The following is a 15,127-nucleotide window of genomic DNA, read 5'->3' as shown; positions in this document are numbered from 1 at the left end:
GTGCCGTCGTGGCGCGCAACGCCCGGCATCGCGCGCCGCTGCGCGCTGTCGTATCGCCGCGCCGGCCGAGGCCGGTCGGCCAGCGGCTTCAGCCTGCTCGAGCTCGTCGTCGCCGTGGCGATCTTCGCGCTGGTTGCCGCGGCCGCCTATGGCAGCCTCGCCTCGATCGCGCACACGCGTGGCGCGCTGGCGGCCGAGCAGGACCGTTTCGCCCAGGTGCAGCGCGCCGTGGGCACGCTCAGCGGCGCGCTGCGCCAGGCTGCCGGCCGCGCGGTGCGCGGCAATGATGGTCGCCTGCTGCCTGCGTTCATCGGCAGCGCCGACCAGGTCGAGTTCACGCGGGTCGGGTTTGCCAACCCGCTGGCCGAGCCGCGCAGCAACCTGCAGCGGGTCGTGTTCGCGCTGGTCGATGGCGGGCTGCAGGAAGGGCGCTATGCGGCGCTCGACCGCGCGCCCGGCAGCGCGCCGCTGCGGCGCGAACTGCTGCCGCGCGCCGGTGGCTTGCGTCTGCGCTACCTGGGCTGCGATCGCGCCTGGCGCGAGAGCTGGCCGCCGCGCGAATTGCTGCCGTGCCAGCGCGAGGCCGCTGCGCTGAGCCAGTTGCCGCGTGCGGTGGAAGTGCGCATCGCGCCGCCCGAACTGGGCGAGATCCGCCGCATCGTCGAACTGCCCGAGCCCGCGCCCTGCCGCGCGCGCTGGGACGGGCAGCCATGCTGACGGCAACGGGCCGCCGCCGTTTGGCGCGCTGCTGCGGCAAGGCCGAGCGCGGTGTCGCGCTGGTGGTCGCCCTGCTCGTGGTCGCGCTGGCGACGATCCTCGTCGCCGCGCTGCTCGATCGCGGCGAACTGGCCCTGGCCCGCACACGCAACGCGCTGCGCGCCGAGCAGGTGCAGGCGTACGCTCAGGGCCTGGAGGCCTACGCGATCGAGGCACTCATGCTGCCGCGCGATGGCCCCGACACGCACCTGAGTCGCTGGGCGCAGCCGCTGCCGCTGCAGGACGTACCGGGCGGCAGGCTCACGGCGACGCTGCGCGATCTCAACGGCTGCTTCAACCTCAACAACCTCGCGCCCGGCCAGGCGACGCAGTGGCGCGAGCTGTTCACGCGGCTGCTCGCCGCGCTGGCGCTCGAGCCGCGACTGGGCGAGGCGGTCGCGCAGTGGCTCGATCCCGATCCGGACGCGGCACCGGCGGCCAGCGCCTACCTCGGCGGGGCGGTGCCCTACCGCGCCCACGGCGGTCTGTTCACGCACGTGTCGGAGCTGCGCCTCGTGCGCGGTGTCGATGCGGTGGTCTACGCGCGACTGGCGCCGCATGTGTGCGTGCTGCCACCGGGTTCGCGGCTCAATGCCAATACCGCCAGCGCGGCCGTGCTGCAGGCGCTGGCCGGCAGCGGCACGGCGCCGGCCACTGCGGCCTTGGGCCAGCAGTTGTGGCAGAACGGGCGGGCGCAGTGGAGCGATGCGCCGAGCTTCTGGCGCGCCACGCCGCTGGGCAGCGCGCCGCCCGGGCTGGCCGCGCTCGTCGACGTCCACAGCGACGCCTTTCTCGCGCGCGGCGACATCGTGCTCGACGATCTGCCGTTCACGGTGTTCAGCGTGCTGCTGCAACGCGGCGGGCGCGTCATTGCCGTACAGCGCAGCAGCGGTGCCGACGAAGCCCTGGTGGCTGCGGTCGCGCTGGTGCCGGACCCGCCCTGAGTGCGCGCCCACGAGCGGTGCCGGCGCCTCGCGTACAATCGCCGCGATTGACTGCCAGCCGCGACGATGTCCGACCGACTGTTCCTGCGCCTTGCCCCCGACGGCAGCCTGCACTGGCTGGCCGCGGGTGCCGCGCGGGCCGAGGTCGGGGTGCCGCCGGCAGCGGTGCTGGCGCGCGCGGGCGAGGTGGTGGTGCTGGTGCCGGGCACCGAGGTGCTGCTGACCGAAGTGACCTTGACCGCGCGCAACCGCGCGCAGTTGCTCAAGGCGGTGCCCTACGCGGTCGAGGATTTGCTGCTGGCGCCGGTGGAAAACCTGCATTTCGCGGTGGCGACGCCGCACGAGGGCCGCGTCGGTGTCGCCGTGGTCGCCCGCGACACGCTTGCGCGCTGGCTCGACCAGCTCGCCGCGGCCGGCATCGCGGCCGACGTGGTGCTGCCCGACACGCTGGCATTGCCGGTCGAGCCCGCCACTGCCGCGCTGCTGCTCGAGGCCGAGCGCGCGACGCTGCGCCCGGCCACCTGGTCGGCTCTGGCCTGCAGTCTGGCTGAACTGCCGGGTGTCCTGGCCGAGCTTGCGCCGCTGCCCGCGCTCAGCGTCCACGATTGCCGTGCGGCGCCGCGCCTGGCCTTGTCGACCGCGGTGGCGGCCTATCGCGAGCGCGCCGGCGATGCGCTGGCGTGGCTCGCCGCCGGGTTGGGCCCGGCGCCGCTCAATCTGCTCGATGGCGCGTTCGCGTCGTCGCGACGGCGGCGCAACGATGGTGCGCGCTGGTGGCGCCGCGCTGCGCTGCTGGCGGCGGGCGTGGCTGCGCTCGCGGTGTTCGCGCTGGCGGCCCAGGTGTGGCAGTTGTCGCGCGCGGTGAAGCGGGTCGATGCCGCCGCGCGCGAGGCCGTGCAGGCGGCGTTGCCCGAGCTCGATGCGGGCGTGTTCGATCGCCTCACGCCGCTGCAGCTCGTGCAGTCGCGCCTCGGTCGCAGCGACGGCGCTGGCGCGGGCGGCGCGCTGGCCGTGCTCGAGCGCATCGGGCCGGTGCTGGCGAGCAGTCCGAGCCAGGTGCAGTTGCGCGCGCTCGACTATCGCAACGGGGTGCTTGAGCTGAGCTTGCACGCACCCGATGTCAACGCGCTCGACCTCGTGCGCGAACGCATCGGCATGCTGCCCGGCTGCAAGGCCGAGCTGACCGCCGCCAATCCGGGTGCCGACGGCATCGATGGCCGCGTTCGCGTCGATGCCGCTGCCGGCAAGGCGGCGGCGCCATGATCGGCCATTGGTGGCAGGCGCAATCCGAGCGCGACCGCCGCACGCTGCGTTGGGGCGCCGCCGTGGTCGCGTTGCTGCTCGTGTGGGCGCTCGTCTGGCACCCGCTGGCGCAGCGCCGCGCCCTGCTCGAACAGGACCTGGTTGCCGGTCGCGATGAACTGGCCCGCGTGCAGCGCGCGGCGGCGCAGCTCGCACAGCAGCACGGCACGGCGCAGCGTGCACGCGGCGACCGCGCCGGCAAGTCGCTGCTGGCGCTGGCCGACACCAGTGCGCGCGATGCCGGCCTCGGCGCCGCGCTGCGCCAGGTCGAGCCGGCCGGCGCGCGCCACGTCAAACTCAGTTTCGAAGCCGTGCAGTTCGATGCGCTGGTGCAATGGCTGGAACTGCTCGCCAGCGGTTATGGCGTGCAGACCAGCGAGCTGAGCGCCGACCGCGCCGACGGCGCGGGTCTCGTCAATGCGCGCATCACGCTGCAGGACGCGCCATGACGGCGGGCGCCTGCGTTCAACCAACCCGGCGGTGCGGCTGACTGCGCGTCCTGCCTCCTGCCTGCAACGGATCCTCGTCCCATGCGCGTGTTCAAACTCCTGCTCGTTGCCTGCGTGTTCGTCCTCGTCGCGGCCGGCGTGTATCTGTGGCGACTGCCGGCCCGCGTGGCCTGGCAATACCTGCAGGTGCGCGTGCCGGCACTGCATCTGAACGGGATCGAGGGCACGCTGTGGGATGGCCATGCCGACGGCATCAGCCTGCTCGGCCGCGACCTTGGCAGGCTCCACTGGCAGCTGCCCAAGTGGCCGTTGCTGGCCGGCAAGCCGATGGTCGATCTGCGCATCGAAGGCGGTGAGGTCGAGCTGGCGGGGCAGGTCGAGCGACTGGGTGCGAGTCGGTTCGAGCTGCAGGACCTGCGCTTCAGCGTGCCGGCGGCAAGGTTCGAGCGGCTGTTCGCCGCCGGCGACGTGCAGTTGCAGGGCACGCTGGCCGGCACGCTCGGGCATGCCTCGCTGGCCGGCATCGACCTGCGCCAGGTGGCCGGCACGGCGCGCTGGAGTGACGTCGGCGTGCGCACGCCGCGCGGCGAGCTGCATCTGGGCGCTCTCGCCGGCGACTTCGCCAGCCAGGCCGACGGCTCGATCGTCGGCAGCTTCAAGGACGATGCCAGCGGCACGCTGGCCGTGGACGGAACCTTTCGCCTGCGCCTGCCCGCTTACGAAGCCGAAGCGATCTTGCGCGCGCGCAATGCCGATGCGCAGACCCAGGAGCTGCTGGGCGGCATCGGCGAGCCGCAGCCCGACGGTTCCAGACTCGTGCGCGTGCAGGGCGTCCTGCCGGCGGGGCACTGACATGGCCGCTGGTCCACCGCTGCCCGCCGCTGCGCTCGAAGTGGCGCAGGCCGCTGCCGACGCCGCGCGTGCAGTCATCGTGCCACGCTATCGCGCGCAGGACTTCCACGTCGTCACCAAGGCCGATCTCACGCCCGTCACCGAAGCCGACCGCGAGGCCGAGGCCGCGATCAAGCGCGTGCTGCGCGCGGCGTTCCCCGCGCACGCCTTGCATGGCGAAGAGGAGGGGCGCGAAGGCACTGGCGACTGGCTGTGGCTCATCGACCCGATCGACGGCACCAAGGCCTTCGTGCGCGGCTATCCGTTGTTCTCGACCCAGATCGCGCTCATGCATCGCGGCGAACTCGTGCTCGGTGTATCCGACGCCCCGCTGTACGGCGAGCGCGCCTGGGCCGTGCGCGGCGGTGGCGCTTTCGTGCGCGAAGACGGCGGCGTACCGCGACCCTTGCAGGTGTCGGCGCTGCGCCAGTTCGATGCGCAGGCGGCGGTGTCGACCGGCAACCTCAAGAGCCTGGCCGCCGATGCGCGGCGCTGGCAGGTCTACGCCGAACTCACGCGCCGCGTTGGCCGCATCCGCGGCTATGGCGATTTCCTGCACTACCACCTGCTCGCACGCGGCGCGATCGATCTCGTGATCGAGTCGGATCTCAACATCCTCGACATCGCGGCGTTGGTGGTGATCGTGCGCGAGGCCGGGGGCGTGTTCAGCGATCTCGACGGCGCCCCGATCGGCATGGCCACGCGCAGCGCACTCGCCGGCCCGCCCGCGCTGCATGCGCAGGCGCTGGCGCTGTTTCGTATGGCGCAAACCTGCCGCGATGCGTGAGCGCGTGATTGCCGGCGATCCGCCGGCAATCAATCGAAGCCGTTGTCGAAGATCAGGTCGCCGGGCGCGTAGGGGTCGATCACGATGACGTCGTAGCTGATCGTCGACGGTGCGCCGCCACCGCTGATGCCGCTGATCGTGACGTGGTAGGTCACGTCGGCTGCGGGCTGCACATAGGTGACGCCCTGCGGCAGCCACACCAGGGTGTTGTCGCCGTAGCCGTTGGCGATCGTTTCGTAGGTCGGCGCGCCAAGCGGCACACCATTGCGCGTCATGCTGACGGTGGCGGCGCTGAAGTTGGCGCCCTGCCATGAGAACGACCAACGGTTGGACGTCTTCGGCAACACTTGCCAGGGGACGTAGCCGCGCGGCGGCCAGGCCACGCCGTCGGGCGTCGCCGGCCGGCTGCCGAACGGACCCAGCACCCACAGTGCGTTGGCGGCCCACTGCGGGTTGTACGGAATCGAGCCCGAGGCCATCTGCGCTTGCGGTGGATACAGCAGCCAGCGGCGGTGGCCGGCCATGCCGTTGCCGCTGCCCGGATCGTCCATGTACATGACGACCGCGTTGGGCCCGGCCGCCGTGTCGCTGCCGTAGCTGAGCGCGATGTTGGACTTGGCCGCGGCGTCGTGACCCGCTTGCGTCCAGCAGGCCCAGTTCGATGGCGGATCGTGGCTGAGCGCGTGCTGTGCGCTGTAGATCAGCGCGGCGGCCTGCGTGCCGGCTGGCTCGCTGCCGTTGAAGATCGTGACGTTGCCGGGCAGGCCGGCCTGGACGCGGAAATAGTTGACGCGGTCGATCGTGGCCTGGTGGTAGGCGGCGCTCGTGGTGCCGGGATTGCAGCTGCCCACGTTGCCATTCCAGCCGCTGGGCACGAGCTGCGGCACGAAGATGTTCTGGTAGGCCAGCGCGACCTCGTTGCGGTTGAGCGGATTGAAGCTGACCGCGGCCGGCGCCACCGGTTGCGGCTGCGCGAGCCGTTGCGGAACCGCGTCCACTTGCAGGCGCGGCGCCGGACCCAGCTCGGGCAACTGCTGCGCGTGCAGCGCGCAAAAGGCCGCCCCCATGACGAGGGTCACGAGGCTGCGGGAGGGAAGTGTTGATTTGCCTGACATGAACTGTCTCCGCCTGCCGCAGGTGACGCATCTCGCGGCGAGGCTGCCAAGAATCGACGGGATCGTCCAGCATGGCGGCCGGCGGGCGGCGGGCAGGCTAGAATGCAGCGATGCGCACGCCTCCCCGGATCCTCGCCACGCGGCCATTGCCGAGCAGCCGATTCCTGCGCGCCGAGCAGGTCGACCTGCAGTTCTCCAACGGCCAGCAACGCAGCTTCGAGCGCCTGCTAAGTTCGGGCCTCGGCGCCGTCATCGTGGTGCCGCTGCGCGACGAGGACACCGCATTGCTGGTGCGCGAGTATGCGGTCGGTGTGGACCGTTACGAGCTCGGTCTCGTCAAGGGCCGGCTCGATCGCGACGAGATCGCGGTGCAGGGGGCCAATCGCGAACTCAAGGAAGAGATCGGCTACGGCGCGCGCGAGCTGCACGTGCTCGGCACGCTGGCGGTGTCGCCCGGCTACATGACGGCGCTGACCCAGGTGGTGCTTGCGCGCGAGCTCTATCCCGAGCGACTCGAAGGCGACGAGCCCGAACCGCTCGACGTGGTGCCCTGGCGCCTGTCGCAGCTGCACACGCTGCTCGAGCATCCCGAAGTCAGCGACGGTCGTTCGATCGCGGCGCTGTTCATGGCGCGCGAGTACCTCGCGGGTCGCTACCAGCCGCAGCCATGAGCGCTGCCGCCGAGCCGGATCTGGGCGCGCTTGCCGCCGCCGCCGGCGCGATCGCGCAGCGCGCGGCGCAGGCGATCCTCGCGGTTTACGAATCGGAGTTTGCCGTCGCCAGCAAGGACGACCGCTCGCCGCTGACCGAGGCCGATCTGGCGGCCAACCGCCTCATCGTCGCGGCGCTGCGCGAGCTCACGCCGCAACTGCCGGTGCTGGCCGAGGAATCGGCCGCGGTCGACTGGAACGAGCGTTCGCGCTGGCAGCGCTACTGGCTCGTCGATCCGCTCGATGGCACGCGCGAGTTCGTCAAGCGCAATGGCGAGTTCACGGTCAACATCGCGCTCATCGACGGCCACGAGCCCGTGCTCGGCGTGGTGCAGACGCCGGTGACGGGCGAGCTCGCCTGCGCTTGGCGTGGCGGCGGCGCCTGGCTGTCGAATCCCGCGGCCGGGATCGCGCCGCGGCGCATCGCCACGCGCGCGCGCCCAGCCACGCTGCTCGTCGCGGGCAGCCGCTCGCATGCGAGCGAGCGCGAGAGCGAATTGCTGGCGCGACTCGGGCCATGCGAGAAGTGGCCGCTCGGTTCTTCGCTCAAGTTCGTGCGCATCGCCGCGGGCGAGGCCGATCTGTACATCCGCCTCGGACCGACCTCGGAGTGGGACACCGCGGCGGGCCAGTGCGTGCTCGAGGAGGCCGGTGGCGCCGTGCTCGACTTTGCCGGCCAGCCGCTGCGCTACAACGCCCGCGCGTCGCTCATCAACGGCGATTTTCTCGCGCTGGGCGACCGCCGCGCCGATTGGCGCCTGCTCATGGAGTGATGCGATGGACACGCCCCCTGGACGCAGCATCGACGACCTGCTGGCGATCATGGCGCGCCTGCGCGATCGCGAGCATGGCTGCCCGTGGGACGTCGAGCAGGATTTCGACACCATTGCGCCGTACACGATCGAGGAGGCCTACGAGGTCGCCGATGCGATCGACCGCAAGGATTACGCCGACCTGCGCGACGAACTGGGCGACCTGCTGCTGCAGGTGGTGTTCCATGCGCGCATGGCCGAGGAGGCCGGCCACTTCGGGTTCGCCGACGTGGTGGCGGCCATCTGCGACAAGCTCGTGCGGCGCCACCCGCACGTGTTCGGCGCGGCCCGCTTCGACTCGGCGGCGGCCCAGACCCGGGCCTGGGATGCGCTCAAGGCAGCCGAGCGCGCCGACAAGGGTGACGCCGACGACAGCGCGCTGGCCGGCATCGCGCGCGGCCTGCCCGAGTGGCAGCGCGCGCTGAAGTTGCAGCAGAAGGCGGCGCGGGTCGGTTTCGACTGGCCCGAGGTTGGCCCCGTGCTGGCCAAGCTCGGTGAGGAGATCGAGGAAGTGCGGTGCGAGTTCGCGGCCGGCGCCGATGCCGAGCGCCTGACCGACGAAGTCGGCGATGTGCTGTTTGTCTGCGTCAACCTGGCGCGCCACGCCAAGGTCGATTTCTCGCAGGCGTTGCGCCACGCCAACGCGAAGTTCGAGCGGCGGTTCCGCCGCATGGAGGCGCTGGCCGTGGCGTCAGGCCAGGCGCTGGGCGAGCGGACGCTGGCCGAGCAGGATGCGCTGTGGGACGCGGCCAAGGCCGAGGAGCGGCAGCGGCCGACGCGCTGAGCGCGCCGACATCGCGGCGATGGCGTGTCTGGTCGCCGTTTGGCGTTACCTGACTCGATGCGATGATCGGGTCGTCGCATGCAACCAACAGAGGGAGGTGGTGACATGCGTGGCACGACGGCGAACATCCTCATCCGCGGCACGGCCTGCATGGCCGCTGCCTTTGCGCTGCCGGCCTGGGCCGCCAACGGCGTGGTCGGTCCGGGCAACTGCAACCAGGCTGGCTTCGACAGCGTGCTCGCTGCCGTCGATGGCAGCGGCGGCGGCACGATCACCTTCAATTGCGGCACCGCGACGATCGTGTTCACCAACCGCAAGGCGATTGCGCATGCGGTGGTCATCGACGGCGGCGGCAGCATCACGCTCGACGGCGGTGGCACGTCGGCGCTGTTCCAGATCTACGCCAGCGCCAACGTCACGCTCCGGCGCCTGACGCTGCAGCACGGCGTGTTCAATGGCGGGCACATGCTCGAGAACTTCGGCAGCCTGCGCCTGCGTGAAGTGACCGTGCGCAACAACATCTCGGGCGCCGCGCCGTTGCTCAACCAGAACAGCCTCGTGGTCGAGGCAAGCACGTTTGCCGACAACACCAACAACGGCGCCGGCAGCAGCGGCCACGGCGGCGCGATCCTCAACGATGGCGGGCCGGCGACGATCCGCTTCAGCACCTTCAGCAACAACACCGCCACCACCGGCGGCGGCGCGATCTACAGTACTTCGACGCTCAACGTGAGCAATTCCACCTTCAGCGGCAACCGCGCCACCGCCTCGAGTTCGGGCGGCGGCGCCATCTACGTCGACAGCAGCGACGCCGGCAGCCTCGTCCACGTGACGATCGCCGACAATTCCGGCGGGACCTTTGGTGGTGGCTTCTACAGCGCCAATGGCGCCCTGTTCGTCAGTCGCTCGATCATCGCCAACAATGCCAATGGCAACTGCGACGGCATGCTGACTTCGGGTGGCTACAACGTGTGGGCGGGTTCGACCTCATGCGCGCTGTCGGCCACCGGCGACGGTGCCGGCAATCCGATGCTCGGCGCGCTCGCCAACAATGGCGGCCCGACCTGGACCCGCATGCCGGGCAACACCAGCGCCGCAATCAACCGCATCCCGAACGCGCAATGCGTGCTGTCGGTCGACCAGCGCGGCGGCGGGCGGCCCGCCGGCAACGGTTGCGACAGTGGCGCGGTCGAGGCGGGCGCCGCGCTCGACCTCATCTTCTACGACGGCTTCGAGTAGGCGCCTGGCTCAGTCGCGGAACAGGAAAAATGCCGCGGCCACCAGCAGCGCGAAGCCGACCACGTGGTTCCAGCGGATCGCGCTGCCGAGGTAGAGCACCGAGAACACGCTGAACACGAGCAGCGTGATGATCTCCTGCATCGCCTTGAGCTGGGCCGGGTTGTACACCGTGTAGCCGAGGCGGTTGGCCGGCACCTGCAGGCAGTATTCGAAAAAGGCGATGCCCCAGCTCGCGATCACGACGAGCCACAGCGGCCGGTCGGTGAAGCGCAGGTGTCCGTACCAGGCGAACGTCATGAACACGTTGGAGCCCACCAGCAGGGCGATCGGCAGCAGGTGATTCCACATCTCGGCGGCACCGGGGCGAAAAGTGCGATGGTAGTGGCGGCGCGGCGGATCGGCTGCACCGGGCCGAAAGTCACTTGGCGCCGGCCATGCCGAGCCGCTAGATTGCCGACTTTCCCCTTCCCGCATTCGCCGAGGATTGCGCCATGCTGCGAACCCGACTCATGACGACCACACTCAGCCTGGCGATCGCCGCCGCTGCCGGCTTCGCGCCGGCGGTGCTGGCCAAGGGCGGCGGCCTGCCGGCCAGCAACCCGTTCGCCGCGCCGAGCACGCTGCCGCTGCAGGCGCCGCCGTTCGACAAGATCAAGGACTCCGACTACCTGCCCGCATTCGAGGCCGGCATGCGCGAGCAACTTGCCCAGATCGAGCAAATCGCCAACAACAAGGCCGCGCCGACCTTCGACAACACGCTGGTGGCGATGGAAAAGACCGGCCGCCTGCTCGCGCGCGTCGGCGGTGCCTTTGGCGTGGTGTCGAGCGCCAACACCGACCCGGCGCTGCAGAAGGTGCAGGAGGATATCGCGCCCAAGCTCGCCGCCCATAGCGACGCGATCCACTTCAACGCCAAGCTGTTCGCGCGCATCAAGGCCGTGTACGACCAACGCGCAACGCTCAAGCTCGATCCCGAGTCGCAGCGCCTGCTCGAGGTGACCTACCGCGAGTTCGTGCATGCCGGCGCGCAACTGTCGGCGGCCGACCAGGCCCGGCTCAAGAAGCTCAACGGCGAGGAGTCCTCGCTCAGCGCGCAGTACGTCAACAAGCTGCTGGCCGCGGCCAACGCCGCCGCGCTCGTGGTTGGTGACAAGGCCCAGCTCGCGGGCCTGGGCGAGGCCGAGCTGGCCGCCGCGGCCGAGGCCGCCAAGGCGCGCAAGCTCGACGGCAAGTGGGTGCTCGCGCTGCAGAACACCACCCAACAGCCCGACCTGCAGTCGCTGACCGACCGCGCCACGCGCGAACGCCTGTTCGAGGCGTCGTGGACGCGGGCCGAGAAGGGCGATGCCAACGATACCCGCGCCACCATCGCGCGCATCGCGCAGATCCGCGCCGAGAAGGCCAAGCTGCTCGGCTTTGCCGATTTCGCCGCCTGGCAGCTCGAGGACCAGATGGCCAAGACGCCTGCCACCGCGCTCAAGTTCATGCGCGATCTGGTGCCGGCCGCGACCGGCAAGGCGCGCGCGGAGGCGGCCGACATCCAGGCGCTCATCGACAAGTCGGACGGCAAGTTCAAGCTCGCGGCTTGGGACTGGCTGTTTTATTCCGAGCAGGTGCGCAAGGCGCGCTACGACCTCGATGACAGCCAGCTCAAGCCCTACTTCGAGCTCGACAACGTGCTCAAGAACGGCGTGTTCTACGCCGCTCATCAGCTCTACGGCCTGAGCTTCGTCGAGCGCAAGGACATTCCGGTGTACAACCCGGACGTGCGCGTGTTCAACGTGATCGACCACGATGGCCAGCAGATCGCGCTGTTCTACTGCGACTATTTCAAGCGCGACAACAAGAACGGCGGCGCCTGGATGGACAACCTCGTCGGCCAGTCGAAGCTGCTCGGCACCAAGCCGGTCATCTACAACGTCGGCAACTTCACCAAGCCGGCGCCGGGCCAGCCTGCGCTGCTTACGCTCGATGACGTCAACACGATGTTCCACGAGTTCGGCCACGCGCTGCATGGCATCTTCGCCGATGAGCAGTATCCGAGCCTGTCGGGCACCAACACCGCGCGCGACTTCGTCGAGTTCCCCTCGCAGTTCAACGAATACTGGATGACCGAGCCGAGCGTGTTCGCGCATTACGCCCGCCACTACCAGACCGGCGAGCCGATGCCGCAGGCGCTGGTCGACAAGATGAAGAAGGCCAAGACCTTCAACAAGGGCTACGACATGACCGAGCTGCTGTCGGCGGCGCTGCTCGACATGTCCTGGCACATGCTCGGGGCCAGCGCGCCGCTGCAGGACGTCGACAAGTTCGAAGCGGCCGCGCTCAAGGACAATGGCACCGACCTGGCCTATGTGCCGCCGCGCTACCGTTCGAGCTATTTCCTCCACATCTGGGGCAATGGTTATTCGGCCGGCTATTACGCCTACCTGTGGACGCAGATGCTGGCCGATGATGCCTATGGCTGGTTCGGCGAGCATGGCGGCCTCAGTCGCGAGAACGGCGACCGCTTCCGCGCCATGATCCTCTCGCGCGGCAACAGCGAGGACTTGGCCACGCTCTACCGCGACTGGCGCGGCCGCGATCCGAACGTCGCCGCGATGCTCAAGCAGCGTGGCCTGGAGGATGCAGCCGACAAGAAGTAGGCGCGAGCGCCCGGCGCAGCCGTTGCCGCGCCGGGCGCCGCCGGTTCGTTCCCTGTCGTCGCGGCGTTTCCATCGGGGCGCCGCGACCCAGCCTTGCCACCGCCGGCGCTGCTGCGCCGGTCCTGTTCGAGTTTCATCGACCGGATTCCAGCCATGCACCTGCGCCGCCTCGCCCTGCTCACCGCCGCCATGCTGTCCACGACCGCTGCCATCGCCGCCACGCCCGTGCTCGTCATCCACGGTGGCGCCGGCGTGATCCGTTCCGAGCTGTCGCCCGAGGCGCAGCAAGCCGTGCGTGCCGATCTCGAAGCCGCACTGGCTGCCGGCTACGCCGTGCTCAAGGAGGGCGGCACGAGCCTCGATGCGGTCGGCAAGGCCATCGTCATCCTCGAGGACTCGCCGCGATTCAATGCCGGCAAGGGCGCCGTGTTCACCCACGACGGCCGCAACGAGCTCGATGCGGCGATCATGGACGGTGCCACGCTGCGCGCCGGCGCGATCGCCGGCGTGCATCGGATCAAGAATCCGATCCTGCTGGCGCGTGCGGTCATGGAGAAGTCGCCGCACGTGTTCATGGTCGGCGATGGCGCCGAGGCGTTCGCACAGAGCGTCGGCATCGAACTCGTCGATCCGTCCTACTTCCGCACCGAACAGCGTTGGCAGCAGTTGCAGGAAGTGCTGCGCAAGGAAGCGGCAGGCCAGCAGTCCTCGCTCGGCCGCATGGTCCACTACGGCACCGTCGGCGCCGTCGCACTCGACGCGGCCGGGCATCTGGCCGCCGCCACCTCGACCGGCGGCATGACCAACAAGCGCTACGGCCGCGTGGGCGATTCACCGATCATCGGCGCCGGCACCTACGCCAACGCGCAGTGCGCGGTATCGGGCACGGGTTGGGGCGAGTACTACATCCGCACGGTGGCCGCGCACGACATCTGCGCACGCGTCGCCTATGCCAAGCAGCCGCTGGCGAAGGCCGCCGACGAGGTCGTGATGAAACTCATCCCGCAGCTCGGTGGCGACGGCGGCGCGATCGCGCTCGACGCCAAGGGCAACATCGCGATGCCGTTCAACACCGATGGCATGTATCGCGGCTGGGTCGACAAGTCGGGCAAGGTGCACGTGGCGATCTTCAAGGACTGACCACGCGCGGCGCAGCGGTCGCCGTGCCTGCGTCGCCATGTGCGGCGCTTCAATCGCGGGCGTTGATCCAGCGCTGGCTGTCGGCGAGTTGCTCGCGGCCCGGGGCGCCGCGCAGTCGTGGCAGGCGCAGCGGCTTGTCGGGTGGCGCGCGCTCGGGAAGGTGGCGCAGCAGGTGCGCGATCAGATCGAGGCGGCCTTGGCGCTGGTCATTGAAGTCGACCACGAACCATGGCGCCCACTCGTGATGGGTCGCCGCGATCATCGCATCGCGCGCCTGCCCGTAGGCCGCGTAGAGCTCGCGTGCCTTGAGGTCGATCGGCGAGATCTTCCAGCGCTTGAGCGGGTCGCTGGCACGTTCGGCAAAGCGCTCCTCCTGCCGTTCCTGGTCGACCGCGAGCCAGTACTTGACGAGGATGATGCCGTCGTCGACCAGCATCTTCTCGAACACCGGGCAGGCGGTGAGAAAGCGGCGGTATTGCGCCGGCGTGCAGAATCCCATGACGTGTTCGACGCCGGCGCGGTTGTACCAGCTGCGGTCGAACAGCACGAGCTCGCCTGCCGCCGGCAGGTGGGCGACATAGCGCTGGAAGTACCACTGCGTCGCCTCGCGATCGGTCGGCCGCGGCAACGCCACGCTGCGCACCTGGCGCGCATTGAGCGGCGCCAGCAGCGTGTTGATCACGCCGCCCTTGCCGGCTGCATCGCGCCCCTCGAAGATCACGACCACACGCTGGCCGCGCGCCACGATCCAGCGCTGCAGCGCAACGAGGTCTTCGTACAGCGCATCGAGGGCGTGGTTGTAGGGCTTGCGCTTGAGGGGCTTCATGCCGGCTCCGGAATCACGGCGGGTGGCCGCAGCATAGCGTGGTCGCGGCTCAGTCCAGATCGGCCGGTGCAAGCCCGGCGCGCTGGCGTTCGACCATGCGCCGCAGCAGGGCGAGCAGGTCGCGCGCGAGCGCGGGCATGTCGAACAGGCCGCTCGAGGCGCGCAGCGTGGCGAGCCGCGCGCGCAGTTGCGCGCGCGCCGCGTGGTCGCGGCCAAGCGCGAGCGCGCGGGCGATGAAGGCGGCATCGTCGCTGCAGTTGAGTTCGGCCAGGCCCAGATGGGCATTGAGGCTGGCCGCGACGCGCGCGGCGAACGTCGCGCCCGGCACCGTCAATACGGGACAGCCGGCCCAGATCGCGTCGGAAGCCGTGGTGTGCGCGCCATAGGGCAGCGTGTCGAGGAACAGGTCGGCGTGGCGGTACAGCGCGAGGTATTGCGCATGCGGCAGACGCGGCTGGAACACGAGCCGGGCGGGATCGACACCGCGCCGCTGCGCTTCCTCGCGCAGGCGCGCGTCGGCGCCCTCGGGACCGCACAGCAGCCACAGCACCGCGTCGGGCAGGCCGCGCAGTACCGCGAGCAGACGCTCGAAGCTGGCTGGATTGAGCTTGTAGCTGTTGTTGAAACAGGCGTACACGGGGCCGTGTTCGGGCAGGCCCAGTGCGACCCGCGCAGGTGGTTGACCGACCTCGCGCGTGGTGTCAGACGGCTGGAAGCAACGCGGCAG

The 15,127-nt window shown here is 70.2% G+C and carries 15 protein-coding genes and 1 pseudogene; 12 read left to right on the top strand and 4 right to left on the bottom strand.

Features of this window, described 5'->3' with window-relative positions:
* The 6 genes from gspJ (at position 1) to KF903_RS11650 (ending at position 5,129) form a co-directional block, all read left to right on the top strand.
* Positions 1-717 (top strand): type II secretion system minor pseudopilin GspJ, encoded by a 717-nt coding sequence (gene gspJ, locus KF903_RS11675; RefSeq protein ID WP_291214942.1) that lies wholly within the window; start codon positions 1-3, stop codon positions 715-717.
* Positions 711-1,700: a type II secretion system minor pseudopilin GspK gene (gene gspK / locus KF903_RS11670; protein WP_291214940.1), complete on the top strand. Its 990-nt coding sequence runs from the start codon at positions 711-713 to the stop codon at positions 1,698-1,700. The genes gspJ and gspK overlap by 7 nt, the downstream gene beginning before the upstream one ends.
* Positions 1,701-1,766: 66 nt before the next feature.
* Positions 1,767-2,963 (top strand): type II secretion system protein GspL, encoded by a 1,197-nt coding sequence (gene gspL, locus KF903_RS11665; protein ID WP_291214938.1) that lies wholly within the window; start codon positions 1,767-1,769, stop codon positions 2,961-2,963.
* Positions 2,960-3,451, top strand: a complete 492-nt coding sequence (gene gspM, locus KF903_RS11660; protein WP_291214934.1) for a type II secretion system protein GspM — start codon at positions 2,960-2,962, stop codon at positions 3,449-3,451. Before gspL ends, gspM begins: the two co-directional genes overlap by 4 nt.
* An 81-nt stretch (positions 3,452-3,532) precedes the next feature.
* Positions 3,533-4,303 carry a type II secretion system protein N gene (locus KF903_RS11655; RefSeq protein ID WP_291214932.1) on the top strand — a complete coding sequence of 257 codons (771 nt, stop codon included), beginning with the start codon at positions 3,533-3,535 and terminating at the stop codon, positions 4,301-4,303.
* Between the two features lies 1 nt (position 4,304).
* Positions 4,305-5,129, top strand: a complete 825-nt coding sequence (locus KF903_RS11650; RefSeq protein WP_291214930.1) for an inositol monophosphatase family protein — start codon at positions 4,305-4,307, stop codon at positions 5,127-5,129.
* A gap of 29 nt (positions 5,130-5,158) precedes the next feature.
* Here KF903_RS11650 and KF903_RS11645 read toward each other — a convergent pair whose 3' ends face one another.
* On the bottom strand, positions 5,159-6,244 hold the full coding sequence (locus KF903_RS11645; protein WP_291214929.1) for a hypothetical protein: 1,086 nt from the start codon (positions 6,242-6,244) through the stop codon (positions 5,159-5,161).
* A gap of 110 nt (positions 6,245-6,354) precedes the next feature.
* Here KF903_RS11645 and nudE point away from each other — a divergent pair, with 110 nt between their 5' ends.
* The 4 genes from nudE to KF903_RS11625 all read left to right on the top strand — a co-directional run bounded on the left by nudE (position 6,355) and on the right by KF903_RS11625 (position 9,789).
* Entirely contained in the window at positions 6,355-6,915 is a 561-nt protein-coding gene (nudE, locus tag KF903_RS11640) for an ADP compounds hydrolase NudE (protein ID WP_291214926.1), read from the top strand.
* Positions 6,912-7,727, top strand: a complete 816-nt coding sequence (cysQ, locus tag KF903_RS11635) for a 3'(2'),5'-bisphosphate nucleotidase CysQ (protein ID WP_291214924.1) — start codon at positions 6,912-6,914, stop codon at positions 7,725-7,727. The genes nudE and cysQ overlap by 4 nt, the downstream gene beginning before the upstream one ends.
* Before the next feature lie 4 nt (positions 7,728-7,731).
* Positions 7,732-8,550: a nucleoside triphosphate pyrophosphohydrolase gene (gene mazG, locus KF903_RS11630; protein WP_291214921.1), complete on the top strand. Its 819-nt coding sequence runs from the start codon at positions 7,732-7,734 to the stop codon at positions 8,548-8,550.
* Positions 8,551-8,655: 105 nt separating this feature from the next.
* The gene (locus KF903_RS11625; RefSeq protein ID WP_291214919.1) at positions 8,656-9,789 is read left to right on the top strand and encodes a choice-of-anchor Q domain-containing protein; all 1,134 of its coding nucleotides are present in this window, start codon (positions 8,656-8,658) and stop codon (positions 9,787-9,789) included.
* Positions 9,790-9,798: 9 nt separating this feature from the next.
* On the opposite strand, the gene KF903_RS11620 is transcribed toward KF903_RS11625, so the two are convergent.
* Positions 9,799-10,137, bottom strand: a complete 339-nt coding sequence (locus tag KF903_RS11620; protein WP_291214916.1) for a DMT family protein — start codon at positions 10,135-10,137, stop codon at positions 9,799-9,801.
* A 143-nt stretch (positions 10,138-10,280) separates the two neighbouring features.
* On the opposite strand from KF903_RS11620, the gene dcp reads away from it, so the two are divergent.
* Both dcp and KF903_RS11610 read left to right on the top strand, forming a co-directional pair.
* Positions 10,281-12,434, top strand: coding sequence for a peptidyl-dipeptidase Dcp (dcp, locus tag KF903_RS11615; protein ID WP_291214913.1), 2,154 nt, complete (start codon positions 10,281-10,283; stop codon positions 12,432-12,434).
* A gap of 153 nt (positions 12,435-12,587) precedes the next feature.
* On the top strand, positions 12,588-13,574 hold the full coding sequence (locus tag KF903_RS11610) for an isoaspartyl peptidase/L-asparaginase (protein WP_291214910.1): 987 nt from the start codon (positions 12,588-12,590) through the stop codon (positions 13,572-13,574).
* 49 nt (positions 13,575-13,623) lie between these two features.
* Here KF903_RS11610 and ppk2 read toward each other — a convergent pair whose 3' ends face one another.
* Entirely contained in the window at positions 13,624-14,400 is a 777-nt protein-coding gene (ppk2, locus tag KF903_RS11605; RefSeq protein WP_291214907.1) for a polyphosphate kinase 2, read from the bottom strand.
* Positions 14,401-14,449: 49 nt separating this feature from the next.
* Positions 14,450-15,127, bottom strand: a pseudogene (locus KF903_RS11600) (hypothetical protein); the annotation flags it as partial.

The organism is Dokdonella sp. (assembly GCF_019634845.1).
GTDB lineage: Bacteria > Pseudomonadota > Gammaproteobacteria > Xanthomonadales > Rhodanobacteraceae > Dokdonella_A.
This window is presented reverse-complemented; position numbering and strand designations above follow the sequence as displayed.